This window comes from Micromonospora sp. WMMD710 (assembly GCF_029626045.1).
GTDB lineage: Bacteria > Actinomycetota > Actinomycetes > Mycobacteriales > Micromonosporaceae > Micromonospora.
This window is the reverse complement of the sequence record NZ_JARUBD010000001.1, coordinates 1,968,325-1,991,964: the sequence shown is the minus strand read 5'-3', so window position 1 is coordinate 1,991,964 and position 23,640 is coordinate 1,968,325. Positions and strand designations below refer to the sequence as shown.

Genomic DNA, 23,640 nt, shown 5'->3' with positions numbered 1-23,640 from the left:
CTACTGGAAAATATTCGGCAAAGAAATTAGTCTGCCGTAAGTTTTCCCGTTACGCGAGCCTTGACCGGGGCTTCGGGCGGCTGGACAGGGGAGGTCGGCGTGACGTCACCGGTGGGACTGCACCGCGTCGTGCAACCGGCGGGGGTGCTGCCGCAGGCGGCCTGGCGGCTGGACGCGTCCGCCGCCATCGCGCCGAACGAGGTCCGGATCCGGGTGCAGCGGCTCAACCTGGACGCGGCGAGCTTCCGGCAGTTGTCGGAGAAGCACGGCGGGAACGGCGACGCGGTCCGCGCCGAGGTCCTGGAGATCGTCTCCACGCGGGGCAAGATGCAGAACCCGGTGACCGGGTCCGGTGGGATGCTGATCGGCACGGTTGAGGAGGCCGGCCGGCGGTCCCCGCTCGGGCTCAAGGCCGGTGAGCGGGTCGCGACGCTGGTGTCGTTGACGCTGACGCCGCTGGTGATCACCGACGGGCTGGCGCGCTGGGACGGGCGCAGCGAGCAGGTGCCGTGCGACGGGTGGGCGATCCTGTTCGCCCGTTCCATCGCCGCGGTGCTGCCCGACGACGAGGACCCGCAGTTGTCCCTCGCCGTGCTGGACGTGTGCGGGGCACCCGCGCTGACCGCCCGGGTGGTGTCGCGCTACGTCGAGGACCGTCGGCGTACCGATGATCCGACGCCGGTGCGGGTCGCGGTGATCGGCGGGGCCGGCAAGAGCGGATCGCTGTCCCTCGCCGCGGCGCGGCGCGCGGGCGCCGCTCGTACCGTCGGGGTGGTGCCGGTGGCCGCGGAGCGCGACGCGCTGACGGCCGCCGGTCTGGCCTCGGTGGTGGCGCTGGCCGACGCGCGCGACCCGGTGGGGCTGTCCACGGCGGTGACCACGGCGCTGGGCGCCCCGGCCGACGTCACGGTGGTGTGCGTGGACGTGCCCGGCTGCGAGCACGGCGCGGTCCTGGCCACCGCGGACGGCGGCACGGTGGTCTTCTTCTCGATGGCGACGAGTTTCTCCGCGGCGGCGCTGGGCGCGGAGGGGCTGGCGGCGGACGTGACGATGCTGGTCGGCAACGGGTACGTGCCGGGGCACGCGGAGTTGGCGTTGGGGCTGCTGCGCGCCGAGCCGGGGGTGCGTCAGCTGTTCGCGGCGCGGGTCGCGGCAGACTGAGGCCATGACGAACCCCTCGACGTTGTACCGCGGCGGCGTGCTGCACTGCCCCGCCGACCCGAGCGCGACCGCGCTGCTGGTGTCCGGTGGGCGGATCACCTGGTTGGGGACCGACGGTGACGCGCCGCCGGCGGACAGGGTGGTGGACCTGGACGGGGCGCTGGTGACGCCGGCGTTCGTGGACGCGCACGTGCACGCCACCGACACCGGGTTGACGTTGTCCGGGCTGGAGTTGTCCGCGGTGCGCTCGGCCGGGCAGCTGCTCGACGCGGTGGCGGGGTTCGCGGCGGGTCTGCCGGCGGACGCGGTGGTGCTGGGGCACGGCTGGGACGAGTCGGGTTGGCCGGATCCGGCGTTGCCGGACGCGGCGGCGTTGGACCGGGCGGCCGGGGGCCGGCGGGTGTACCTGTCGCAGGCGTCGATCCACTCGGCGCTGGTGTCGTCGGCGCTGCTGGCGGCGTGTCCGCAGGCGGCGCGGGCGGCGGGGTTCGACGCGTCGGGCTGGTTGCGGCGCGACGCGCACCACGTGGTGCGGGCCGCGGCGCAGGCGTCGGTGAGTCGGGCGCAGCGGGTCGCCGCGCAGCGGGTGGCCCTGGCGCACGCGGCGTCGCTGGGCATCGCGGCGGTGCACGAGTGCGGTGGCCCGGAGATCTCCGACGAGGAGGACTTCACCGGCCTGCTGGGCATCTCCGGCGCCGGGCTGCCGGAGGTGTACGGGTACTGGGGTGAGCTGGGCGGCGCGGCGCGGGCCCGGGAGCTGGGTGCGGTGGGCGCCGGTGGTGACCTGTTCGCCGACGGGGCGTTGGGGTCACGCACGGCGCACGTGTCGCAGCCGTACGGTGACGGGGACGGCTGCGGGCACGGTTACCTGACGGTCCAGCAGGTGCGCGATCATCTGCTGGACTGTGCGGCGCACGGCCTGCAGGGCGGGTTCCACGCGATCGGTGACGCGGCGATCGGCACCGTCCTCGACGGGTTCGCGCAGGCCGCCCGCACGGTGGGTGTGGAGCGGCTACGCGCGGCGCGGCACCGCGTCGAGCACGCGGAGATCATGAGCAAGGCGATGATCGCCCGGTTCGTGGAGTACGGGATCGTGGCGAGCATGCAGCCGGCGTTCGACCGGTTGTGGGGCGGCGCGGGCCGGATGTACGAGTCGCGGTTGGGTCTGGACCGGTCGTTGGAGTCCAACCCGATGGGTGCGATGCACTCGGTCGGGGTGGCGTTGGCGTTCGGGTCGGATTCGCCGGTGACGCCGCTGGACCCGTGGGGTTCGGTGCGGGCCGCCGCGGCGCACCACAACCCGGCGCAGCGGATGAGTGTGCGGGCGGCGTTCGCCGCGCACACCCGCGGTGGGTGGCGGGCGGTGCACCTGGACGTCGAGGGTGTCCTGGCCCTGGGCGCGCCGGCGACGTTCGCGGTGTGGTCGACGCCGGCGGGGGTGGAGCGGGGCCTGCCGGTGCTGCTCGCCGAGGACCCGGAGGTGCGGGGTCCGGACGATCCGACGCCGCTGCCGGTGTGCCGGCGTCTGGTGCTGCGCGGTGAGGTCATCTACGAGGAAGGGTCGTCGTGAACGAGCGGACGAGCGGTGTGGCGGGGGCGACGGCGTGACCGGCAAGCTTGATCTTGACCCGGTGTTGGTGGCGCGGGCGCGGGAGTTGGCGCGGCGGGCCGGCCAGCCGGTGGTGGACCTGGCGCGCAGCCACACCACCGTGTCGGTGGAGCGGGCGGTGTTGCGGCTGGCCGGGGTGACCGGCGCCGACCCGGACGGCATTCCGTGGGTGAACCGGCTCGTCGACGCGGTCGTCGCGGACGTCGGGTTGGGTCACGGGGTGGCGGTGCCGGTGTTCGATGCCCTCGCCCGCGAGGGCATCACCGACGTGACGTTGCTGGCGCAGAAGGCCGCCGCCGGGTCGGTGCGCTTCGCGCTGCCCACCGGACGGGCGGCGACGGCGGCCCGCTCGGCGGCCCGCAGGGCCGTCGGCGCGGGTGTGCGGCGCATCGACCGTCGGCGCGCCGAGCGGGACCGGCTCGTCACGCGCCACGGTGACCCGCGGCAGCGGCCGTGGATCTACCTGATCGTCGCGACCGGGGACATCTACGAGGACGTTCCGCAGGCGCAGGCGGCGGCGCGCGCCGGCGCGGACGTGATCGCGGTGATCCGCTCCACGGGGCAGTCGCTGCTGGACTACGTGCCCGAGGGCGCGACGCGGGAGGGGTTCGCCGGCACGTACGCCACGCAGGAGAACTTCCGGCTGATGCGCGCCGCGCTGGACGAGTCGTCGAAGGAGTTGGGCCGCTACGTGCGGTTGACCAACTACGCGTCGGGGCTGTGCATGCCGGAGATGGCGACCCTGGCCGGTTTGGAACGCCTCGACATGATGCTCAACGACTCGATGTACGGGATCCTGTTCCGCGACATCAACCCGGTGCGCACGTTCGTCGACCAGCGGTTCTCCCGGCAGGTGCACGCCCGCGCCGGGATCATCATCAACACCGGTGAGGACAACTACCTGACCACCGCCGACGCCGTCGACGAGGCGCACACGGTGACGGTGTCGCAGCTGCTCAACGAGTTCTTCGCGCACGAGGCGGGCCTGGCCGACTGGCAGTTGGGGCTCGGGCACGCGTTCGAGATCAACCCGGAGGTGCCGGAGTCGTTCCGGTTGGAGCTGGCGCACGCCCTGCTGGCGCGGGAGTTGTTCCCGGACGCGCCGCTGAAGTGGATGCCGCCGACGAAGCACATGACCGGTGACGTGTTCCGGGGCAACCTGCTCGACGGGTTCTTCAACCTGGCGGGCACGCTCACCGGGCAGGGCATCCTGCTGGTGGGGATGATGACCGAGGCGGTGGTGACGCCGTGGCTGTCCGACCGCGACATCGCCCTGCAGAACGTGCGCTACGTGCTGGGCGCGGCCGGTGGGCTGCACGAGGACTTCGTGCCCGCGCCCGGCGGGTTCATCCGCCGCCGCGCCAACCAGGTCCTCGGTGAGGCGTTGGACCTGCTGGAGCGCATCGGGGAGCAGACGCTGCTCACCGCCATCGCCGAGGGCACGTTCGGGATCATGAAGCGGCCGGCGGACCGGGGCAAGGGCCTCGACGGGGTCGCCGCGCACGAGGCCGACTACTGCAACCCGGCCACCGACATCCTGGAGGCGGCGGCGTGAGTGGGCAGATCGTGCGGCCGTACGGGGACACCACCGGCGACGGGATGGTGCAGGTGTCGTTCACGCTGCCGGTGGCGCACGACAAGCGGGCCGAGGGCGCGGCGGTGCAGTTGGCCAACAAGATGGGCATCGACCCGGCGATGGTGGTGCACGCCAAGCCGATGGGCGACGGGTTCACCTTCTTCGTCGTGTACGGGCGGGTCAACCACCTGGTCGACCTCGACGCGGTGCAGGTGGTGGAACGCGACTTCGCGCTGCTGTCGGCCAAGGAGGTCAACACGGTGGTCAAGCAGCGGCTGCGGCGCAAGCTGTCCGTGGTCGGGGCGTGCATCGGCACCGACGCGCACACCGTGGGCATCGACGCGATCCTCAACGTTAAGGGCATCGCGGGGGAGAAGGGCCTGGAGTACTACCGGGAGTTGAAGGTCACCAACCTGGGCGCGCAGGTGAGCGTGCCGGAGCTGGTGGAGGCCGCCCGGGCGGAGAAGGCCGACGCGGTGCTCGTCTCCCAGGTCGTCACCCAACGCGACGCGCACCTGCACAACACCCGGGAGATGTCCGCGGCGTTCCGTGAGGCGATGCCGGCGGGACGGCGTCCGCTGCTGATCGTCGGCGGTCCCCGCTTCGACGAGACGATGACCGACGAGTTGGGCGTGGACCGGATCTTCGGCCGGGGCACCACGCCCGGCGAGGTCGCCAGCTACCTGGTGCACGCCCTGATCACGCAGCGGAAGGCGATGGCATGACCGACGCAAGGCTCGGGTTGACGGTGACGCACCGGCGCTACGTGCCGTACGCGCACGCCCACTACGCCGGCAACCTCGTCGACGGGGCGTACGCCCTCGGGCTGTTCGGCGACGTCGCCACCGAGGTGTGCATCCGCACCGATGGTGACGAGGGACTGTTCGCCGGGTACTCCGACGTGCGGTTCACCGCGCCTATCCGCGCCGGCGACGTGGTGGAGGTGACCGCCCAGGTGTCGCGGGTGGGTGCCCGCAGCCGCACCCTGGAGCTGAGCTGCGCGGTGGTGTGCCGGGGCCGCCCGGACCGCTCCGAGTCCGCCGCCGAGGTCCTCGACCCGCCGATCGTGGCGGTCACCGCGACCGGCACCGTGGTCGTTCCCGCCGCCAGCGTGAGTCGCGAGGAGTGAGCCGGGGTTGCGAGCCCCGCAGTCGCGAACAGGGAAACTCGTGACCCTGGCGGTCTGCGCCGACGTCGGCTCCACGTACACGAAGGTGGCCGTGGTGGACGTGGCCGCCGGTGTCCTCGTCGGCGCGGCGGCCGCGCCCACCACGGTCGGCAGCGACGTGCTGCACGGCCTGGACGCCGCGGTCACGGCGGCCACCGCCGGGCTCGGGGTCCGCGACGTGCCGTGGTACGTGTGCTCGTCGGCCGGCGGTGGGCTGCGGCTGGCCGTGATCGGCTACGAGCCGCTGGTCACCGCGCAGGCGGGTCGGCGGGTCGGGTTGTCCGCCGGCGCCCACGTGGTGCACACCGCCGCCGGGCGGCTCGGCGCGGCGGACCTGACGGCGCTGCGGGCCGCCCGATGCGACGTGGTGCTGCTCGTCGGCGGCACCGACGGCGGTGACGCCGACACGATCACCCACAACGCGACCCGGCTGGCGCGGGCCCGCTGGCGGATCCCGGTGGTGTACGCGGGCAACGCCGACGTGCGGGCGGAGCTGACCGGGCTGCTGGAGGCCGCCGGGGTGCCGGTGACCGGCGCGGACAACGTGCTGCCCCGCATCGGGCTGCTCGCCCCGGATTCGGCGCGCGCCGCGATCCGGGCGGTGTTCCTGCGCCACGTCATCGGCGGTAAGCGGCTGTCGAAGGGCGGCCGGTTCGCGCGGCTGGTGCGCGCGGCCACCCCCGACGCGGTCCTCACCGGCGTGGAGGTGCTCGCCGACACCATCGGCGGGGACCTCGCCGTCGTCGACGTGGGTGGCGCCACCACCGACGTGTACTCGGTGCTCACCCCCGACGAGCGGGCCACCGGGCCGGGCCGGGAGGTCGCCGGCAGCCTGTGGCGGGCCCGCACCGTGGAGGGTGACCTGGGGATGCGGTGGAGCGCGCCTGGGGTGGTGCGCGCCGCCGCCGAGGAGCGGCTGCTCGCCGCCGGTGAAGCCGAGATCCTCGCCGCCGCCGCGGCACGCCGCGGCACCGACCCGGGGTTCCTCGCCGTCGATGACGCCGAACGGGCCGTGGACGCCCGCATCGCGGCCCTCGCGGCGACGGTGGCGCTGCGCCGGCACGCCCGCGGCGCCGCCACCGGGGAACGCGCCGGACGGGACCTGCGCGACGTGCGGCTGATGGTGGGCTCCGGCGGGGTGCTGCGGCACGCGCCGCCGGACGCGGCCGGGCGGGTGCTGGCGGCCGTCCTCGGCGACTACGCCGGCGGGTGGCCGCTGCCCCGCGCCGCGGACGCGGTGGTGGACGTCGACTACGTGCTGGCCGCCGCTGGGCTGCTCGCCGATGAACACCGGGCGGCGGCGGGGACTCTGCTGCGCCACCATCTGCGTACGCATTGAGACGTGCCGACCCGACACGCCGTGTCGGAACACACGACAGGCCGGCGTGGGTTGACAGGAGACGGGGTGCAGCACGTACCGTCTTTGAGTCCTACCACGGGAAGCGGCTGTTGTTCGCTTCGTCCCTTCGTCCGCTGGCCGAGCGACATTTTTGAGCGTCATCGTCGCGGCGGCCAGGTCCAGCGGGCGGGGGTCGGCGGGGCGGCGCGAACCGGTCGCGGTTACCGGTGTACGGGCAGGGTGAGGTGCACGGCCAGTAGACAACGGCCCGGCGGGGGCAGCCAGTCCGCGTCCGGTCGGTCCGAAGGTCGGCGTGCCACATCCTCGCCACACCGGCCGGGGAGGGCCTGGGAGCATCGGGGCGCGGCGCGAGCCGCGCCCCGATTTCATGTCCGCCGGGCGGATCGTCCCTCACGGCCCGATGCGGCCGACACCACCGCCGGCCAGGTAGCCTTCGCCGGGTGATCGAGGTGAAGCTGCGGTGACGACGCTGGACCGGGACGAGACCCACACCCCGCAGGCGTCGACCCGTCCGGTGGTCGCCGCCGCGCCGCTGCCGTTGCCGGCCGCCGCGCTGATGGCGGTCGCCGCCGGGCTGGCCCTGCTGGTGGCGTTCCCGCCGTACGGGGTGTGGCCGCTCGCGCCGGTGGGCGTGGCGTTGCTGGCCGCCGCGGCGCACCGCCGACGGTTGCGCGCCGGCGCCGGCCTGGGCTTCCTCACCGGCGTGGCGTTGTTCGCGCCGCTGCTGGCCTGGACGAACCTGCACACCGGCTACCTGCCGTGGGTGCTGCTGTCCCTGTTGCAGGCCGGCTACCTGGCGCTGCTGGGCATGGCCACCGCCTGGGTGTCGCCGCTGGCCGACCGCGGCCGCTGGGCGTGGCCGGCGCTGACCGGCCTGCTGTGGGTGGGGCAGGAGGCGCTGCGCGACCGCACCCCGTTCGGGGGGTTCCCGTGGGGCCGGCTGGCGTTCAGCCAGGACTCGTCGCCGCTGCTGCGCCTGGCCGCGCTCGGTGGCGCGCCGCTGGTCACCTTCGCGGTGGCCCTCGTCGGTGGTCTGCTCGTCACGGCCGTCTGGCGGGGCTGGGTCGCCGCCCGCACCACCGCGCGCAGCGACGGCCCGTCGGCCGCCCGGTGGGCGCCGGTGGCCGCACCGGCCGCCCTGGCGGTGGCGCTGACCGCCGCGAGCCTGCTCGTGCCGGTCGCCGTCACGGGCGGCGGCGACACGGTCACCGTGGCGATCGTGCAGGGCAATGTGCCGCGCCTGGGCCTGGACTTCAACGCGCAACGCCAGGCGGTGCTCAACAACCACGTCGACGCCACGCTCCTGCTGGCCGCGCAGGTCACCGCCGGCGTGCAACGCCAACCCGACCTGGTGGTGTGGCCGGAGAACTCCAGCGACATCGACCCGCTGCGCAACCCCACCGCCGGGGCGCGGATCTCGCAGGCGGCCGACGCGGTCCGCGCGCCGATCCTCGTCGGCGCGGTCCTGCAGGGCCCCGGCGCCGGTCAGGTCCGCAACGTGGGCATCCTGTGGCGGCCCGGCACCGGCCCTGACCTGGGCCAGCTGTACGCCAAACGCCACCCGGTGCCGTTCGCCGAGTACGTGCCGCTGCGCGACGTGGCACGGATGGTCAGCGACAAGGTCGACCTGATCCGGTCGGACTTCGTGGCCGGCAGCACCCCGGGCGTGGTACGCGCCGGCCCGACGGTGCTCGGCGACGTGATCTGCTTCGAGGTCGCCTACGACGAGGTGGTCCGCGACACCGTCACCGGCGGCGCCCAGCTGCTCGTCGTGCAGACCAACAACGCCACCTTCAACGTGGCTGAGGCCCGCCAGCAGCTGGCGATGGTGCGGCTGCGGGCGGTGGAGCACGGCCGGCCGGCGTTGATGGCCTCCACGGTCGGGGTGTCCGGGTTCGTCGCCCCGGACGGGCGGGTAAGCGATGCCACCGGGTTCAACACCCGGGAGGTCGTGGTGCGGCAGATGCGGCTCGACGGCGGACGTACCCTCGCCACCCGCCTCGGCTGGTGGCCGGAGGTGGCGCTCGCCGGGCTGGCCGCGGCGGCCCTGGTCGGCGCGGCCGTGCTGCGCCGGCGGCAGCGGGTCATGCCCGGATAGCAGCAGCCGGTACGCCGGCGGGAGCGGAGGAACCGTGATCCAGGCGACCGATACGATCCGGCGTCCCGACGAGGTGCCCGGCGTGGGCCGGGTGCTGGTGGTGATCCCCACCTACAACGAGGCCGACAACGTCGCCGCGATCGTGGGGCGGGTCCGCCGGGCCGCCCCGGCCGTGCAGATCCTCATCGCCGACGACAACAGCCCCGACGGCACCGGCGCGATCGCCGACGCCCTCGCCGACGGCGACGCGCACGTGCAGGTGCTGCACCGCGAGGGCAAGCAGGGCCTCGGCGCCGCCTACCTGGCCGGGTTCGGGTGGGCGCGGGAGCGCGGCTACGACGCGGTCGTGGAGATGGACGCCGACGGTTCGCACGCCCCGGAGGACCTGCCGGCGCTGCTGACGGCCGCCCGAGACGCCGACGTGGTGATCGGGTCACGGTGGACCAGCGGCGCGCGGGTGGTGAACTGGCCGCTGCGGCGGCTGCTGCTGTCGCGCTGCGGCAACCTGTACGCGCGGCTGGCCCTGGGCATGCCGATGTCCGACGCGACCGGCGGCTACCGGGTGTACCGGATCAGCGCGTTGGACGCCATCGACCTGGATTCGGTGTGCTCCCAGGGCTACTCGTTCCAGGTGGAGCTGTCCCGGCTGGCGCATCAGGCCGGCGTGCGGATCGTGGAGGTGCCGATCACGTTCGCCGAACGGGAACGCGGGGACAGCAAGATGAGCCCGCGCATCGTGGCCGAGGCGTTGTGGCGGATCACCACGTGGGGCGTGCAGGACCGGCGCCAGGCGGTACGCCGCGGCCTCAACGGCACCCCCACCGGTCAGGTGCGGTGGCCGTGAGCGCGGCCGTGTCATGCTGGATGGGCGGGACACGCCCATGGTGTCGCGGGAATGGCGATGAGGTGAGATGCGCCGAGGACTGAGGTTCGTGCCGTTGGCCCTGCTGCTGACGGTGGTGCTGGAGCTGGCGGTGTTCGTCGCGGTGGGGCGGGCGCTGGGGTTCGGCGCGGCGGTGCTGTTGGTGTTCGCCGCGTCGCTGCTGGGGCTGGTGCTGCTGCGCCGCGAGGGCATGCGCGCCTGGCGGGGGTTCCGTTCCGCCGCTGCGGCCGGGCAGCCACCGGGGCGGCAGGTGACCGACGGGCTCGTCGGGTTGGCCGGTGCGCTGCTGCTGGCGGTGCCGGGCCTGGTCAGCGGTCTGGTCGGGTTGCTGCTGATGGTGCCGCCGCTGCGACGGTTGGCCCGTTGCGGGGTGCAACGCACCGCCGAGCGGCGGGTGTCGTCGATGGTCGCCGGTGACCTGTTCGGGCCGCGGACGGTGCGGGTGCGCCAGGGTGCACCGCAGCCGACGCCGAGCGCGCAGCCGCAGCAGCCGGTGGTCGTCGACGGTGGCGGGGCCATCGAGGGCGAGATCATCGAGCCTGGCCGCAACTGACGCTACGACACGACGGCGCCCCCGGGGAGAACCCCGGGGGCGCCGTGTCGTGCGGTGTGCGGCTCAGGCGCGGCCGCGACGGGTACGAACCTCCTGGAGCCGTTCGGCGAGGATGTCCTCGAGCTCGGCGATCGAGCGCCGCTCCAGCAGCATGTCCCAGTGGGTACGCGGCGGCTTGGCCTTCTTCTGCTCCGGCTCGCTGCCGTCGACGAGTCGGGCGACGCTGCCGTCGAACTTGCATTCCCAGGTCGTCGGGACCTCGGCGTCGACGGCGAACGGCACCTCGAACTGGTGGCCCTTGGCACAGAGGTACTCGCGGGTCTGACGCGGCGCGAGCTCCGTGTTGCGGTCGGATTCGTAGCTGACCGCGCCCAGGCGGCTTCCGCGCAGCATACGCTCGCCCATGATCGACTTCCCCTCGTTCGTGGTGCTGGTCTTCTGGGTGTAACGGTGCGTGCCCGTCGCCCCATTCCCGCCCGAGGGCGTGAGGCGTCCACGGGTGGGCCGCGACCAAGGGTAGCCGGCCGGGGCGGCCACCCGGCCAGGTGATCCCCGGGCGGGTCGCGTTGGTGGAGTGTTTCGGCTGCCACCGGGGATGTTAACCGCCCGAGCGCAGTGGAGGTTGCGATGGCCCAGGACGTCCCGGTCGAACGCCGAGCCGCAACCGGGCGCACGTTCTTCGGGCATCCCCGGGCCCTGGCGACGCTCTTCCTCACCGAGATGTGGGAGCGGTTCAGCTTCTACGGGATGCGGGCGATCCTCGTGCTGTATCTCACGGCCGAGGTCTCCGACGACGGGTTGGGGCTGGGCGAGGCCAGCGCCAACGCGGTCTACGGCACGTACAACGCGATGGTGTACCTGCTGGCGCTGCCCGGCGGGTGGGTCGCCGACCGGTTGATCGGCGCCCGCCGCAGCGTGCTGTGGGGCGGGGTGGTGATCGCCGCCGGGCACTACGTGATGGCGGTGCCGGTGCGGTGGAGCGTGTTCGCCGGGATGACGCTCATCGTGCTGGGCACCGGGCTGCTCAAACCGAACATCTCCACGATGGTCGGCGCCCTGTACGACCGGGACTCCCCGCGCCGCGACGCCGGCTTCTCGATCTTCTACATGGGCATCAACCTGGGCGCGTTCCTCGCCCCACTGATCACCGGCTTCCTCGGCGAAAAGATCAACTGGCATCTGGGGTTCGCCGTGGCCGCGGTCGGCATGACCGCCGGCGTGATCCAGTACGTGCTGGGCCGGCGCAACCTGGGCGACACGGGGGACCGGCCGGCCGACCCGCTGCTCGGCGCCGACCGCCGGCGGGCGCTGACCCAGGCCGGCCTGGCGCTGGTGGCGCTGCTCGTCGTCGTGGCCGTCCTCGCCCTGCTCGAGCTGTTCACCGTCAACACGGTGGTGAACGTGCTCACCGCGGTCACCGTGCTCGTCGCCATCGGCTACTTCGCCCGGATCATGACCGACCGGGAGCTCAGCACGACCGAACGTCTGCGGATGAGGGCGTACCTGTGGCTGTTCGTGTTCGCCGCCGCGTTCTGGCTGATCTACGACCAGGCCGGCTCGGTGCTGAACATCTTCGCCGCCGACCGCACAGACCGGGACGTCGCCGGGTTCACCTTCCCCGCGTCGTGGTTGCAGTCGGTCAACCCGATCCTGATCATCATCGGCGCGCCGCTGTTCGCGCTGCTGTGGCTGCGCGCCGGCAACCGGGTGTCCACCCCGGTGAAGTTCGCCGTCGGGCTCATCCTCAACGGCCTGTCGTTCGTGCTGATGGCCGCCGCGGCGCAGGCCGCCGTCGGCGGCGAGCGGGTGTCACCGTGGTGGCTGGTCGCGGTGTACGCCATCCAGGTCGCCGGTGAGCTGTCGCTGAGCCCCGTCGGCCTGTCCGCCACCACGAAGCTCGCGCCGGTGAAGTACGCCAGTCAGATGCTCGGGCTGTGGTTCCTCGCCACCGCCGTCGGCGACGCCATCGGCGGTCAGGTGGCCCGGCTCGCGCAGACCTGGTCCGAGTCGACCTACTTCCTCACCTTCGGCCTGGCGTCGGTGGCGTTCGGGGTGGGCGCGGTGATGTTCGCCCGACACATCCGCGCGTTGATGGCCGGCATCCACTGACCGGCCCGGCGGTCAGCCGGTGGCGTCGTCGGGCGTGGCGGCGCCGAGGCGGGCCAACGCCAGCGCCAGGTCGCTGACCTGGTCACCGAGCTGCGCCACCCGCCGCTGGGCCACGTCCCGGTCGGCTTCGGCGGCGTCCAGTCGTACCGTCAGGGTGCTGACCTGGCCCTCGGCGGTGGCCGCGGCGTGCCGGGCGGCGGTCAGCTCGGCGGTCAGCGCGTCGCGGTGCGCGAGGGTGGCGGTCAGCTCCGCGCGCAGCCGCACGGCCAGTTCGGCGGCCTCCTGACGGGCCGTGTCGGCCTGGTCGGCGGCGACCTGCGCGCGGTCACGGGCGCGTTCGGCCTGCTCGCGGGCGCGGGCCGCGTCGGCGGCCTCGGCGCGGGTCCGCGCGGCGTCGGCGCGGGCCTGGTCGATCTGGCGCCGGACGTCCTGCACCTCGGTCTGCCACCGCCCGGCCCGCTCGGTGGCCTCGGCGGCGGCCCGGGTGGCCCGCTGCGCGTCGGCGCGCGCCGCGTCGCGCTCCACCGTCAGGTCGGCCGCCCGCTGCCGCTCCGCGTCGCGTGCCACCCGCAGCTCGTCCGCGTCGCGGCGGGCCTGGTCCCGGTCGTGTTCGGCCTGGGCGCGCAGCGCCTGCGCCGCGCTGGCGTCGCGGCGGGCCTCGTCCCGGGCCGCCTCGGCGAGCCGGGCCCGCTCGTCGGCGGCGGTGACCTGCTGCCCGGCCCGCTCGGCGCGCTGGCGGGCGTCGTCGGCCTCGACCCGGGCGGTACGGGCCTGCTCCCGCGCCCGCGCCGCGTCGGCCGCGGCGGTCTCGGCGTCGTCGCGGGCCTCGTCGCGTTCGGTCTGCGCCGCCGCGATCTCGGTGGTCGCCTCGGCGCGGGCCTGTGCGAGTTGTCGCTGCACCCCCACCGGGGACAGTTCGGCGTGCAGCGCCTCGGTCAACGTCTCGACGATCTGGTCGAGCCGGTCCACGGCCTCCCACGTGCGGGCCACCTGCCCGGGCAGGCCGGGGGCGTTGCGGTGGCGCATCCGGCTGTTGCGCGACGCCCGTTGGCAGGCGCCGTCGTTGTCCCGGCAGTAGCGAAACGGCCGACCGGCGCCGACACGCTGCGGCACCGGCCGTCCACAGTGGGCACACGGACGGGTCTCGGCGGGGGTGAGCTGCGCGTCCATCGAGGGCGAAGTCTAGTGCCGGCCGTTCAGCTGGTGGCCCGGGCCGTCGCGTCCAGGGTGTAGCGGCGTTGCAGCAGCAGCGCGGCGAGCATCGCCACCGCCGGTAGCAGGCCGAACCCGTAGCGGACCGCCGCGAGTGCCGCGTCCGGCTGCGCCGGGGACTCACCGGCCGTCGAGGCCACGAAACCGCCGATGGTCAGGCACAGGGCGTACGCGTACGGGCCCAGGGCCGCGCCGGTCGCCTCGGTGGCCGTCCACACCCCGGTGTAGGTGCCCGCGCCGGTCGCGCCCGGCTCGGCGGCGCTGGCATCGGCGGCGCGGATCACGTCGGGCAGCATCGAGAACGGCAGCAGCTGCATGCCGGCGAAGGCCACCCCGAGCACCGCCACGGCGCCGATGAGCACCGCCAGCCCGGCCGGGCGGCCCACCGCCAGCACCACCGAGCCGAGCGCGAACGCGCCCTGCGCGCCGAGCAGCGCCCGCTGCTTGCCGACGCGGCGGGCCAGCACCAGCCACCCCGGGGTGACCAGCAGCGCCGGGGCGACGAACGCGGCCACCAGCACCGTGGTCAGTCCGGGCGCGCGCAACTCGTACTCGGCGTAGTAGGGCACCCCGGCCAGCACCAGGTGGGTGGTGGTGGACATGGCCAGGTAGGCGGCGACGAGCCAGCGGAACTGCCGGTCGCGCAGCGCCGTGCGCAGCGCCAGCCACCCGCCGTGCCCCGCTGGGGCGGGGTCCGCCGCCCCGGCGCGCAGCCGGGCGATGCCGGCCACGCCGATCAGCATGGCGACCAGCATCCCGACGGCGAGGACCAGCCCCATCCGCTGGTATCCGGCGCGGGTCGCGGCGTCCCCGCCGGTGAGCAGCGGGGCCAGCAGCCCGGAGAGCAGGATGCCCAGGGTCAGCACGACCATCCGGAACGCCATCAGCCGGGTGCGTTCGTGGTAGCCGATCCGCAGGTCGGCCGGGGTGGACAGGTAGGGGACCTGGTAGGCGGCGAAGAGCAGGTTGCCGGCGACGAAGAACACCGCCACCCACCCGGCGGCCGACGCGCCGGTCAGGCCGCCGGGCACCGCGAACAGCGCGGCGAACACGACCGGCAACACGCAGCCGAGCAGCAGCAACCGCCGCCGGTCGCCCCGGCGGGCCTGTTCGACGTCGGCGCGGTGCCCGACCCACGGGTGCAGCAGCACGTCGGCGATCTTCGGCAACAGCAGCGCGAGGCCGGCCAGCCACGGCCCGACGGCCAGCACGTCGGTCAGGAAGTAGAGCAGCAGCAGGCCGGGCACGGTCACCCAGACGCCCATGCCGATCGAGCCGGCGGCGAACCCCGCCAGGGGGCCACGGGGCAGCCGCGTGTCGGTGGCGGCCGCGGGCCGCCGGTCGAGCCCGGTCATCGCCGCTTCCTCTCCGCAATCCAACGGTTGCTGGATTCTAGGGGCAGAATGGCGGCCATGACCATGCCCCGTCGCCGTCCCGGTCGGCCCCGGCGCGACGAGACCCGACCGACGCGCGAGGTCGTGCTCAACGCGGCCACCGCGCTGTTCGCCGAACGCGGCTTCGACGCCGTCGGGCTGCGGGAGGTCGCCGCCGCCGCCGGCGTCGACGTGGCCACGGTCGCCCACCACACGGGTACGAAGGCAGCGCTCTACGACGCCTGCTTCGCGCGGGTGTTCGCCGCCGAACGGGAGGTGCTGACCGAGGCGGCCGAGCAGGCCCACCGCGCGTTGGACGCCGGCCCGGACGCCGCGCGACGGGCCCTGCACGATCTGGTCGACGTCTTCGTCGACTTCCTCGAGGACCGGCCGGAGACCACCGCGTTGTGGCTGCGCCGCTGGCTGGAACCGCAGCGGCACGCCGACCTCGACCAGCGCTACGCCGAACCGCTCTACCGGCTGGTGGCGGAACTGCTCACCGCCGCCGCGTCGGCCGGCGCGCTGGCCGAGCCGACCCCGCACATCACCGTGCGCAGCCTGGTGTGGGCGACGCACGGGCACGTGGTGGCGCTGGCCGCCGGAGCGCCGGGCGCCCGGGAACGGCGCGAGTTCCGGGTGTTCGTGCACCGCCTGCTGGACGGGCTGTACGGAACCCCGGCCCCTTGACGGGCCGACGCCACGCGACGATTATCCATCGGACGTTGGATTAGTGGGGGCGGCAATGGGCGTACCACCTCAGGTGGCGGTGATCGGCGCCGGCGCGGCCGGGCTGGCCGCCGTCAAGGCACTGCGCGACGCCGGCCGGCCGACGGTCTGCTTCGAGGCCACCGACCAGGTCGGCGGCCTGTGGGTGTACGGCGCGCCCGACTCGCCCGCGTACCGCACCCTGCACCTGAACACCAGCCGTGGCCGCACCGAGTTCGCCGACCACCCGATGCCCGGTGACTGGCCCGACTACCCCGACCACCGTCGCGTCGCCGGCTACCTGGCCGACTACGCCGACCGCTTCGGCCTGCACGACAGCATCCGCCTGCGACACACCGTCGAGCGGGTCACCCGGGATCCCGCCGGCCGGTGGACGGTGCGCGCGAGTGGACCGGACGGGCCCGTCGAGGTCACCGTCGACGCCATCGTCGTCGCCAACGGCCACAACCGGGTGCCCCGGCTGCCCCACCCGCCGTACGCCGGCACCTGCACCGCCGAGCAGCTGCACAGCCACGACTACCGCGGCCCCGAGCAGTTGGCCGGCAAACGGGTCCTGGTCGTCGGCGGTGGCAACTCCGCGATGGACATCGCCGTCGACGCCTCGTACGCCGCCGGGCGCACCCTGCTGTCGCTGCGCCGCGGCGTCTGGGTGGTGCCCAAGTACCTGCTGGGCCGCCCCTCGGACACCCTCAACGGCGCGCTGGCCCGCCGGCTGCCGTGGCGACTGCGCCAGCGCATCAGTCAGACGATGCTCACCGCGACCGTCGGCAGCCCCACCCGCTACGGCCTGCCCGCGCCGACGCACGGCTTCCTGCAGGACCATCCGACGCTCTCCGACGGGCTGCTGTCCCGGCTCACGCACGGCGACATCGAGGCGCGGCCCGGCGTCGCCGCGCTCGACGGCGACCGGGTCGAGTTCACCGACGGGCGCAGCGACCACGTCGACCTGATCGTCTGGTGCACCGGTTACCGGGTGGAGATCCCGTTTCTCGACCCGGAACTGCTCGGCGGCGGCGCCGACACTGTGCCGCTGTACCGGCACGTGTTCCACCCCGACGCGCCCGGCCTGACGTTCGTCGGGCTGATGCAGTCCACCGGTTCCGCGTTCCCCCTGGTGGAGGCGCAGGCCAAACTGATCGCCGCGCAGCTCGCCGGCCGGTACGCGCTGCCCGAGCCGGCCCGGCAGCGCGCCGCCTGCCGGGCGGAGCTGCGCGCGGCGACGGCCCGCTGGGGCCAGCGCCGGCCGGCGATGCGGGTGGACTTCGACGCCTACCTGGCCGAGCTGACCCGGGAGCTGGCCTCGGGCGCCCGCCGCGCCCGCCCGAACGCGTCGACCGGAGCCGGGCGGTGACCGGTCTGACCGGCCGGCGGGTGCTGGTCACCGGGGCGAGCGGCACGTTCGGCCGGCACCTCGGCGCCGCCCTGCGCGCCGGCGGCGCCCGGGTCGTCGGGCTCGACCTGCACCCCGCCGACGACCCGCCGGTGCTCGGCTGCGACCTGACCGACCCGGCGGCCGTGCCCGCGGCGGTCCGGTCCGCGGTCGAGCGGCTCGGTGGGCTGGACCTGCTCATCAACAACGCCGGGGTCGGCGGCCCCGCGCCCGCCGAACTGCCGCCCGACGAGGTGGTCCGCCAGCAGCTGGAGGTCAACCTGCTCGCCGCCTGGCGGACCACCGCCGCCGCGCTGCCCCCGCTGGTCGCGGCACGCGGGCGGGTGATCTTCGTGTCGAGCCGGATGGCGGTGCTGCCCCTGCCGCTCGCCGCCGCGTACGGAGTCAGCAAGCGGGCCCTGGTCGCGTACGCCGACGCGCTGCGCCACGAGGTGGGCACCCACGTCGGGGTGAGCGTCGTCTACCCGAGCATGGTCGCCTCCCCGATCCACGACAGCACCGCCGCGGCCGGCCTGTCCCTGCGCGGGGTGTCCCGCCCGGAACCCGTCGACGGGGTGGTCACGGCGATCCTGCGGGCCGCCACCGCCCGCCGCGCGCCCCGGGACGTGGCGACCACCCGGCGTGGACGACTGGAGATGGCGGTGGCCCGGCACGCGCCGGCGCTGGCCGACCGGATGGTGCGCCGTACCCTCGCCGCCCGGCTCACCGCCGGCGACCTGGACGCCGCGCCGCTGGCCGCCGGGATGCTGCGTCGCCACCGGGGGCGGTGAGCGTCGGGTCAGGTCGCGGCGACCGGCCCGGCGGCCCTGCGCCACCGAACGGGACACCAGGTAGACCATGGTCGGGCCGGGCGTGAGCATTTTCAGCCACCAACGCGATGCCCAGCAGCGCACCCGAACCCACCATCACGCGTCCTCCGTTCGATAGTCCCCACACCGACCGCAATCAGGATGAACATCCCGGCCCAGGGCCACCCGACAGGCCGTGGCCCGCGGCCCAGCGTGCTCCGCTCGGGTGCGGTGAGAGCCCGGGACCTGCGGCGGGAATGGTCACCGTCGCGGGCGCGCTGACCCCTTGCGGGTACGCGTCGCCGGCCGGAGGTGGCGCGTTACGGTGGCCAGGGAGGTGCCGCACGGTGACCGAGGCATGGAAAGCGTCCGTGGAGGCGAAGATCCAGGACGCCGTGCAGCGCGGCGAGTTCGACAACCTGCCCGGCATGGGCAAGCCGATCCCCGGGCGCGGGATGCCGTACGACGAGGCGTGGTGGATCAAGAGCTTCCTGGAGCGCGAGGCACTGCCCAGCGACCTGCTGCTGCCCACCTCGCTGCAATTGCGCCGACGCGTCGAGCAGGTCCCCGACGAGGTCCGTGACCTGCCCACCGAACAGGCCGTCCGCGACTTCGTGGGGCAGCTGAACGCGCAGATCGTGGCGTGGCTGCGCTTTCCCGACGACGGACCCCGGGTGACGGTGCGTCCGGTGAACACCGAGGACGTGGTCCGCCGCTGGCGTGCCGAGCACACACCGCCCCGCACCGTCACCCCCACGACCGAGCCGGTGACCGCCGCCGCCACGCCGCGCCGGTCCCGCCGCACCTGGTGGCTGCCGTGGCGGCGCCGGCCGCGCTGAGCGGGCTGGCCGGTCGGGTACGCCACCGGCAGACTGTGCGGATGATGATCGAGCTGCGGGCGTCGGGCATCTCCGCGACGCCGGACCTCACCCTGCGACCGTGGCAAGACGATGATCTGCGGGCGCTGCTGGACGCGTACCGGGACCCGGTGCTGCGCCGGTGGACCTCGGTGCCGGTGACCAGCCTCGCCGAGGGACGACGGTGGCTTGACCGCGCGCGGCAGGACTGGGACGACGGCCGGCGGTACACCTTCGCCGTGCTCCAGGAGCAGACCGACGGGCCCCGGCTGGTGGCCAACGTGGTGCTCAAGGGGATCACGCCGCAGCGTCCGGTCCCGGAGGTCGGCTACTGGACGGCGTCGTGGGCACGTGGTCGCGGTGTCGCCCCGCGCGCGGTCACCGCACTGAGTCGCTGGGCGTTCGACCGGTTCCCCGACGTGGCGCGTCTGGACCTGCTGCACCAGGTGGACAATGTCGCGTCCTGCCGGGTGGCACAGAAGTCTGGCTTCGTGTTCCAGGAGCTCGTGCCGGCCCGGCCGCCCTTCCCGCTCGACGGTCACCGGCACACGCTCGACGCCGGTTAGCCGGGCGGCACGACACCTCCCCGCCGGCCGTCCGAACCCGCCGCGAACGGATCCGAACAGCTCCGAACGCCTGCTCGCCCGCCCGACGGCGCGAACGCGGTTACGGTCTGGGCCGAGCGCCCGGACGAGAGCCGGCGCGGGAGGAGACGGGGCGACGTGACCGAGCGCACCGCGACGTACGCCGAGGTGTTCGCGGTGCGCGAATACCGCCACCTGTTCGGGGCGTACCTGCTGTCCCTGGCCGGCGACCAGCTCACGGCCGTGACCGTGGCGTATCTCGTCTTCAGCGAAACCGGCTCGGCCGCACTGGCGGCGGCCGCCTACGCCAGTTCCTATCTGGCCTGGCTCACGGGCGGACCGCTGCTGTCCGGTCTCGCCGACCGGTTCCCCCGGCGAAGCGTGATGATCGCGTGCGACTGTGGTCGCGCGGCGCTCATCCCGCTGGCGGCGCTGCCGGACCTGCCCGCGCCGGCCCTGGTGGTGCTCCTCTTCGTGGTCAACCACCCACCCCCTCGCCGCCGGTGCGTGTCAGTCCACCGCGGCCCGCCAGGTCCAGGATGTGCGCCTCGCCCGGCCGGGCAGCTCGCCGCGGCCGGTCATCCAGAGCAGCACCTCGGGAGCCGCCCCGGCCGGGGCGTCCGGGAAGAGTCTCCGCAGCACCAGCGCGCTCAGCCGCTGCGGCGGCTGCCAGGGCACGTCGAGGCCGAGGGTGATGTCGTGGGTGTGCAGCAGGGTCTCGGCCACACCCATCGCGGCGAACCCGGCCGGGTCGCAGGGGCCGTAGTGCCAGGCCCGCACGTCCGGTCCGGCGGCGTCGACGGCGACGGCGAGCAGACCAGCGCAGGCCCGCACCACGGCGAGGGTCTGCGCCGGGCTCGCGGCGGGGGAGACCCTCAGGTCGTACGGCAGGTAGCTGTCATCCGGGCGGCCGGTGACCTGGCCCGCGTACGCGAGGAGGTCGTGCGCGACGTGCGCGGCGGTGGTCCAGCAGCTCCACGTCAGCGTGCCGGCGGGCACGGACCAGTCTCGTTCGCGGTGCGGCATCAGCGTCCGGGTCATCTCGTCGGCCGCCGCGAGCAGGTCGGCGCCGATCACCGCTGCCACCCGCCAACTCGCGAGGTGGCACCGGTACGCGTCGGGAACGCTGTGCTGGGCAGGACAGATCGAAGCATGCGAGAATCCTCCCTCGGACCTGAGGGAGGTCAGCAGAGTGTTGCCCAACCTGCTGGTGGACACGACGGTGTTGCCGCCCGCGGAGAGGTTCGACTTCTGGTACGCCCTGGTCGCTCGGGAGACGGCGCCGGCGCACATCACCAGCGCCCACCTGGACAACTTCGTCGGGTACGCCCGGGCCATCGATCTCGGCCGGATCCGGCTGACGTCGTTGCGGTACCCGTCGCTGGATTCGACTCGACCCTCGCAGCTGGTCCGCCGAGCCGAGGCCGACGTGTATCAGCTGGCCCTACCGGCGTCGGTGCTGATCGCGTACGCCTTCGCCGCCGGCGGGCTGGCCGTCACGACGTACCTGCGCGACTTCCCCGACTTCCAGTACATCCAGCTCGTAATGCTGCCGATGTACCTGTTCGCGACGACGTTCTACCCCCTGTCGGTCTATCCGGCGGCGGTGCAGCCCCTGATCCGGGCGCTGCCGCTCTACCACAGCATCGAGCTGGTCCGGGAGCCCGCGTTGGGCCACCTCGGCTGGGACCTGCTGATCCCGGTGGTCTACCTCGTCGCGTTCGGCTCGATCGCCATGTACGTCGCCACCCGCCGGATGACCCGGGCGATGCTGCGCTGACCTGCCTCGGTCCGCGGGCGCGCCCAGCTCAGCGTCGGCGCGCCCGCGGTCGGCCTGCCCTACCTCCGCAGGTCGGTCGGGTCGTCCACCCGGAAGTCGCGGATGGCGGTGCGGATCGCCTCGCCGTACGGGTCGTCCGGCAGATGCCCGAGATGCTCGCGCGCCCGGGACAGGTGCTCGATGGCGAGTGCGGTGTTGCCCAGACGCCGGTGGCAGTCGGCCAGGTTGAGGTGCAGAGACGGCAGGAACGCCTGGACCCGGAGCGAGGACAGCTGGTGCTGAGCCCGTTCGTCGGTCAGGTCGGACGCGGCCGCCAGGGCACGCTCGTCCCAGCTCAACTCCGCTTCGGTGCTGTCCTGCAGGTCGGCGAGGTAGTGGGCGAGGGTGCAGCGGTGCAGGGCGTCGCCGTCGGCACCGATCTCGTCCCACAGGGCGGTGAGGGTGTCCCGGGCGAGGGCCTTCTGCCCCGATCGGCCGAGCTGCACCGCCGCACCGATGCGGGTCATGGTCGGGTCTGATGTCGGCTCGTTCATGCCGCCGATGTTCGGGCCTCGACCAGGTCGACGGTCAACCGAGGGACGTACCGCCGGGACGCCTCAGGCGTGGGCGACGATGGCCTCCAGCACCGAGCGGGCGGATGCCGGCCGGTGACCGATGAGGGTTTCCAACGTCGGGTCCGTCACGGCGAACTCTCCGCGTCGCGCCGCGCGGTACATGCCGAGGGTGAAGTCGGCTGCCGCCGCGGGCATGCCACGGGCGACGGCGGCAGCCTTCCACTCCTCGTCGTCGAGGACCACTCGGGTGATGGCGCGTCCGGTGATCTCGGTGAGGATGCCCGCCACCGCTGCGAGGTCGAGCATCTCCGGTGCGGTCAGCGCAGCCGTGATCCCGTCGAGGACGTCCTCGGTGAGGGCGATGGCTGCGGCCTCGGCCAGGTCGGCGTGCGCGGTCCAGGAGACCGGGCCGTCCGACGGCGCCACCAACTGTCCGGTTTCGACCGGTCCGGTCGAGGATGACCGGCTCCGGCTGGTCTTCATCTGCTGCCACCCCGCGCTCGCGCTGGAGGCTCGGGTGGCGCTCACCCTGCGTCTGCTCGGCGGTCTCACCGTTGCCGAGATCGCCCGCGCCTTCCTGGTGCAGGAGACGACGATGGCGCGACGGATCACCCGCGCCAAGGCAAAGATCACGGCGGCCCGCATTCCCTACCGGGTGCCCCGGGCCGACGACATCCACAAGCGACTCGCCGGCGTGCTCGCGGTCGTCTACCTCGTCTTCAATGAGGGCTATCTCGCCAGTGCCGGCGGCGAAGCGGTGCGTGTCAACCTGACCGACGAGGCGATCCGGCTCGGCCGCCTGCTCCGCACTCTCCTCCCGGGCGACGGTGAGGTGACCGGCCTGCTCGCCCTGATGCTCCTCACGGACGCCCGGCGGCCGGCGCGGGTGTCCCGTACCGGGGAGTTGGTGACCCTCGACGAACAGGACCGCGGGGCCTGGGACCGGGCCCTCATCGCCGAGGGCAGAGCACTGATCCGCGAGCGGGTCGAGGCGGTGGCGGCCGGCGGTGACCCGCCCGGGCGCTACCAGCTGCAGGCCGCGACGAGACCCTGGGTGGGGAAAACCCGATGCCGGTTGTCGAAGCGGGGTGGTAGAAAGCCGCGGTGGAAAGGTCTCTGGAGTTCGCCGACCTGTTGCGGCTGATGGACGACCGATCGACCGCGTTCCGGGCGGCGGTCGCCGCAGCACCCAGCCTCGACGTACGGGTGCCGACCTGCCCTGAGTGGACGTTGTTCGACCTGGTGCAGCACCTGGGCGAGGGGCGCCGCAGGTGGGCCGCCATCGTGGCCGCAGGGCCCGCCGACGCTCCGCCGGCCTGGTCGGCCCCAATGGCGCCCCGGGAGCGTGACGCCCTACTGGCCTGGTTCGCCGCGTCGACGGAGGAGCTGCTGAACGCGCTGCGGGAGGCCGGCCCGGATCGTGGTTGCTGGACGTGGTGGGGTTCGTCGCAGTCACCGCAGACGACTGTTGCCGTCGCCCGGCACCAGCTTCAGCAGGTCGCCGTGCACACCTACGACGCCCAGGTCGCCGTGGGTGCCCCGCAGCCGCTGCCGGACGAGGTGGCCCTCGACGGTGTCGACGAGTTCGTGACCACCTGCGTCGCAACGACGTCCGCGTGGCCGCACAAGCCCGCGGTCATCGACTACCACGCCACCGAGGGCCGCTCCTGGCGGCTCTGGTTCTCCGCCGACGGCGCCCGGGCCGCCCGCCTCCCCGCGCCGGTCGCCGCCGAGGGCCCGGAGGTGGCCTATGTCTCCGCCCGCGGCACGGCCAATGAGCTGGTCATGTCCTGCTACGGCTGCGTCGACGGTCCCGTCTGGTCAGCGACGTGACCCCGACCTCGGTGACGAGGACGTGG

General features: G+C 74.0%; 23 protein-coding genes and 1 pseudogene. 18 read left to right on the top strand and 6 right to left on the bottom strand.

What is annotated here, in order from left to right:
* Nucleotides 1-111: 111 nt before the first annotated feature.
* The 9 genes from O7620_RS09110 (at nt 112) to O7620_RS09070 (ending at nt 10,408) form a co-directional block, all read left to right on the top strand.
* Nucleotides 112-1,161, top strand: a complete 1,050-nt coding sequence (locus tag O7620_RS09110; RefSeq protein ID WP_278126920.1) for a zinc-binding alcohol dehydrogenase — start codon at nt 112-114, stop codon at nt 1,159-1,161.
* A gap of 4 nt (nt 1,162-1,165) precedes the next feature.
* Nucleotides 1,166-2,731 carry an amidohydrolase gene (locus O7620_RS09105; protein WP_278122673.1) on the top strand — a complete coding sequence of 522 codons (1,566 nt, stop codon included), beginning with the start codon at nt 1,166-1,168 and terminating at the stop codon, nt 2,729-2,731.
* Nucleotides 2,732-2,765: 34 nt separating this feature from the next.
* A complete protein-coding gene (locus O7620_RS09100) occupies nt 2,766-4,325 on the top strand; it encodes a lysine 5,6-aminomutase subunit alpha (RefSeq protein ID WP_278122672.1) in 1,560 nt (519 codons plus the stop codon).
* Complete coding sequence (locus O7620_RS09095; protein WP_278122671.1) at nt 4,322-5,071, top strand: OAM dimerization domain-containing protein; 750 nt, start codon at nt 4,322-4,324, stop codon at nt 5,069-5,071. Before O7620_RS09100 ends, O7620_RS09095 begins: the two co-directional genes overlap by 4 nt.
* Nucleotides 5,068-5,475: a hotdog domain-containing protein gene (locus O7620_RS09090; protein ID WP_151490054.1), complete on the top strand. Its 408-nt coding sequence runs from the start codon at nt 5,068-5,070 to the stop codon at nt 5,473-5,475. Before O7620_RS09095 ends, O7620_RS09090 begins: the two co-directional genes overlap by 4 nt.
* Before the next feature lie 40 nt (nt 5,476-5,515).
* Nucleotides 5,516-6,853: a glutamate mutase L gene (locus tag O7620_RS09085; protein ID WP_278122670.1), complete on the top strand. Its 1,338-nt coding sequence runs from the start codon at nt 5,516-5,518 to the stop codon at nt 6,851-6,853.
* 535 nt (nt 6,854-7,388) lie between these two features.
* On the top strand, nt 7,389-8,972 hold the full coding sequence (gene lnt / locus O7620_RS09080; RefSeq protein ID WP_278126919.1) for an apolipoprotein N-acyltransferase: 1,584 nt from the start codon (nt 7,389-7,391) through the stop codon (nt 8,970-8,972).
* Nucleotides 8,973-9,006: 34 nt separating this feature from the next.
* Nucleotides 9,007-9,816, top strand: coding sequence for a polyprenol monophosphomannose synthase (locus O7620_RS09075; RefSeq protein WP_151490057.1), 810 nt, complete (start codon nt 9,007-9,009; stop codon nt 9,814-9,816).
* A gap of 67 nt (nt 9,817-9,883) precedes the next feature.
* Nucleotides 9,884-10,408 (top strand): FxsA family protein, encoded by a 525-nt coding sequence (locus tag O7620_RS09070; protein WP_278122669.1) that lies wholly within the window; start codon nt 9,884-9,886, stop codon nt 10,406-10,408.
* 63 nt (nt 10,409-10,471) lie between these two features.
* Here O7620_RS09070 and O7620_RS09065 read toward each other — a convergent pair whose 3' ends face one another.
* A complete protein-coding gene (locus O7620_RS09065; protein WP_046564157.1) occupies nt 10,472-10,813 on the bottom strand; it encodes an RNA polymerase-binding protein RbpA in 342 nt (113 codons plus the stop codon).
* A gap of 222 nt (nt 10,814-11,035) precedes the next feature.
* On the opposite strand from O7620_RS09065, the gene O7620_RS09060 reads away from it, so the two are divergent.
* Nucleotides 11,036-12,517, top strand: coding sequence for a peptide MFS transporter (locus O7620_RS09060; RefSeq protein ID WP_278122668.1), 1,482 nt, complete (start codon nt 11,036-11,038; stop codon nt 12,515-12,517).
* Between the two features lie 12 nt (nt 12,518-12,529).
* Here the strand turns inward: O7620_RS09060 and O7620_RS09055 are convergent, their stop codons facing one another.
* Complete coding sequence (locus O7620_RS09055) at nt 12,530-13,687, bottom strand: hypothetical protein (protein WP_278122667.1); 1,158 nt, start codon at nt 13,685-13,687, stop codon at nt 12,530-12,532.
* Between the two features lie 26 nt (nt 13,688-13,713).
* On the bottom strand, nt 13,714-15,084 hold the full coding sequence (locus tag O7620_RS09050; protein WP_278122666.1) for an MFS transporter: 1,371 nt from the start codon (nt 15,082-15,084) through the stop codon (nt 13,714-13,716).
* A 57-nt stretch (nt 15,085-15,141) separates the two neighbouring features.
* Here O7620_RS09050 and O7620_RS09045 point away from each other — a divergent pair, with 57 nt between their 5' ends.
* The 5 genes from O7620_RS09045 (at nt 15,142) to O7620_RS09025 (ending at nt 19,429) form a co-directional block, all read left to right on the top strand.
* On the top strand, nt 15,142-15,789 hold the full coding sequence (locus O7620_RS09045; protein WP_278122665.1) for a TetR/AcrR family transcriptional regulator: 648 nt from the start codon (nt 15,142-15,144) through the stop codon (nt 15,787-15,789).
* Between the two features lie 55 nt (nt 15,790-15,844).
* A complete protein-coding gene (locus O7620_RS09040) occupies nt 15,845-17,179 on the top strand; it encodes an NAD(P)-binding domain-containing protein (RefSeq protein ID WP_278122664.1) in 1,335 nt (444 codons plus the stop codon).
* A complete protein-coding gene (locus O7620_RS09035; protein ID WP_151491768.1) occupies nt 17,176-17,988 on the top strand; it encodes an SDR family NAD(P)-dependent oxidoreductase in 813 nt (270 codons plus the stop codon). The genes O7620_RS09040 and O7620_RS09035 overlap by 4 nt, the downstream gene beginning before the upstream one ends.
* Nucleotides 17,989-18,353: 365 nt before the next feature.
* On the top strand, nt 18,354-18,845 hold the full coding sequence (locus tag O7620_RS09030; RefSeq protein ID WP_278122663.1) for a DUF1992 domain-containing protein: 492 nt from the start codon (nt 18,354-18,356) through the stop codon (nt 18,843-18,845).
* Nucleotides 18,824-19,429, top strand: coding sequence for a GNAT family N-acetyltransferase (locus O7620_RS09025; protein ID WP_278122662.1), 606 nt, complete (start codon nt 18,824-18,826; stop codon nt 19,427-19,429). Before O7620_RS09030 ends, O7620_RS09025 begins: the two co-directional genes overlap by 22 nt.
* 528 nt (nt 19,430-19,957) lie before the next feature.
* Here O7620_RS09025 and O7620_RS09020 read toward each other — a convergent pair.
* The gene (locus O7620_RS09020) at nt 19,958-20,533 is read right to left on the bottom strand and encodes a maleylpyruvate isomerase N-terminal domain-containing protein (RefSeq protein WP_225854692.1); all 576 of its coding nucleotides are present in this window, start codon (nt 20,531-20,533) and stop codon (nt 19,958-19,960) included.
* Between the two features lie 106 nt (nt 20,534-20,639).
* Here O7620_RS09020 and O7620_RS09015 point away from each other — a divergent pair, with 106 nt between their 5' ends.
* Nucleotides 20,640-21,227, top strand: a complete 588-nt coding sequence (locus O7620_RS09015) for an ABC transporter permease (RefSeq protein ID WP_278122661.1) — start codon at nt 20,640-20,642, stop codon at nt 21,225-21,227.
* 59 nt (nt 21,228-21,286) lie between these two features.
* On the opposite strand, the gene O7620_RS09010 is transcribed toward O7620_RS09015, so the two are convergent.
* Nucleotides 21,287-21,760: a hypothetical protein gene (locus O7620_RS09010; protein ID WP_151491774.1), complete on the bottom strand. Its 474-nt coding sequence runs from the start codon at nt 21,758-21,760 to the stop codon at nt 21,287-21,289.
* A 63-nt stretch (nt 21,761-21,823) separates the two neighbouring features.
* Nucleotides 21,824-22,309: a hypothetical protein gene (locus tag O7620_RS09005; RefSeq protein ID WP_278127237.1), complete on the bottom strand. Its 486-nt coding sequence runs from the start codon at nt 22,307-22,309 to the stop codon at nt 21,824-21,826.
* On the opposite strand from O7620_RS09005, the pseudogene O7620_RS09000 reads away from it, so the two are divergent.
* Together O7620_RS09000 and O7620_RS08995 are read left to right on the top strand one after the other, a co-directional pair.
* Nucleotides 22,233-22,823: pseudogene (locus O7620_RS09000) on the top strand (DUF6596 domain-containing protein); the annotation flags it as partial. The gene O7620_RS09005 and the pseudogene O7620_RS09000 sit on opposite strands and share 77 nt — an antisense overlap.
* Before the next feature lie 62 nt (nt 22,824-22,885).
* Complete coding sequence (locus O7620_RS08995) at nt 22,886-23,614, top strand: maleylpyruvate isomerase family mycothiol-dependent enzyme (RefSeq protein ID WP_278122660.1); 729 nt, start codon at nt 22,886-22,888, stop codon at nt 23,612-23,614.
* Nucleotides 23,615-23,640 lie beyond the last annotated feature (26 nt).

What these genes read in the sequence shown, in the direction of transcription:
- O7620_RS09105 (WP_278122673.1), top strand. Translation starts at nt 1,166, where the DNA reads ATGACGAACCCCTCGACGTTGTACCGCGGCGGCGTGCTGCACTGCCCC.
- O7620_RS09045 (WP_278122665.1), top strand. Translation starts at nt 15,142, where the DNA reads ATGACCATGCCCCGTCGCCGTCCCGGTCGGCCCCGGCGCGACGAGACC.
- O7620_RS09010 (WP_151491774.1), bottom strand. Translation starts at nt 21,760, where the DNA reads ATGAACGAGCCGACATCAGACCCGACCATGACCCGCATCGGTGCGGCG.
- O7620_RS09060 (WP_278122668.1), top strand. Translation starts at nt 11,036, where the DNA reads ATGGCCCAGGACGTCCCGGTCGAACGCCGAGCCGCAACCGGGCGCACG.
- O7620_RS09090 (WP_151490054.1), top strand. Translation starts at nt 5,068, where the DNA reads ATGACCGACGCAAGGCTCGGGTTGACGGTGACGCACCGGCGCTACGTG.
- O7620_RS09070 (WP_278122669.1), top strand. Translation starts at nt 9,884, where the DNA reads ATGCGCCGAGGACTGAGGTTCGTGCCGTTGGCCCTGCTGCTGACGGTG.
- O7620_RS09065 (WP_046564157.1), bottom strand. Translation starts at nt 10,813, where the DNA reads ATGGGCGAGCGTATGCTGCGCGGAAGCCGCCTGGGCGCGGTCAGCTAC.
- O7620_RS09040 (WP_278122664.1), top strand. Translation starts at nt 15,845, where the DNA reads ATGGGCGTACCACCTCAGGTGGCGGTGATCGGCGCCGGCGCGGCCGGG.
- O7620_RS09055 (WP_278122667.1), bottom strand. Translation starts at nt 13,687, where the DNA reads ATGGACGCGCAGCTCACCCCCGCCGAGACCCGTCCGTGTGCCCACTGT.
- O7620_RS09050 (WP_278122666.1), bottom strand. Translation starts at nt 15,084, where the DNA reads ATGACCGGGCTCGACCGGCGGCCCGCGGCCGCCACCGACACGCGGCTG.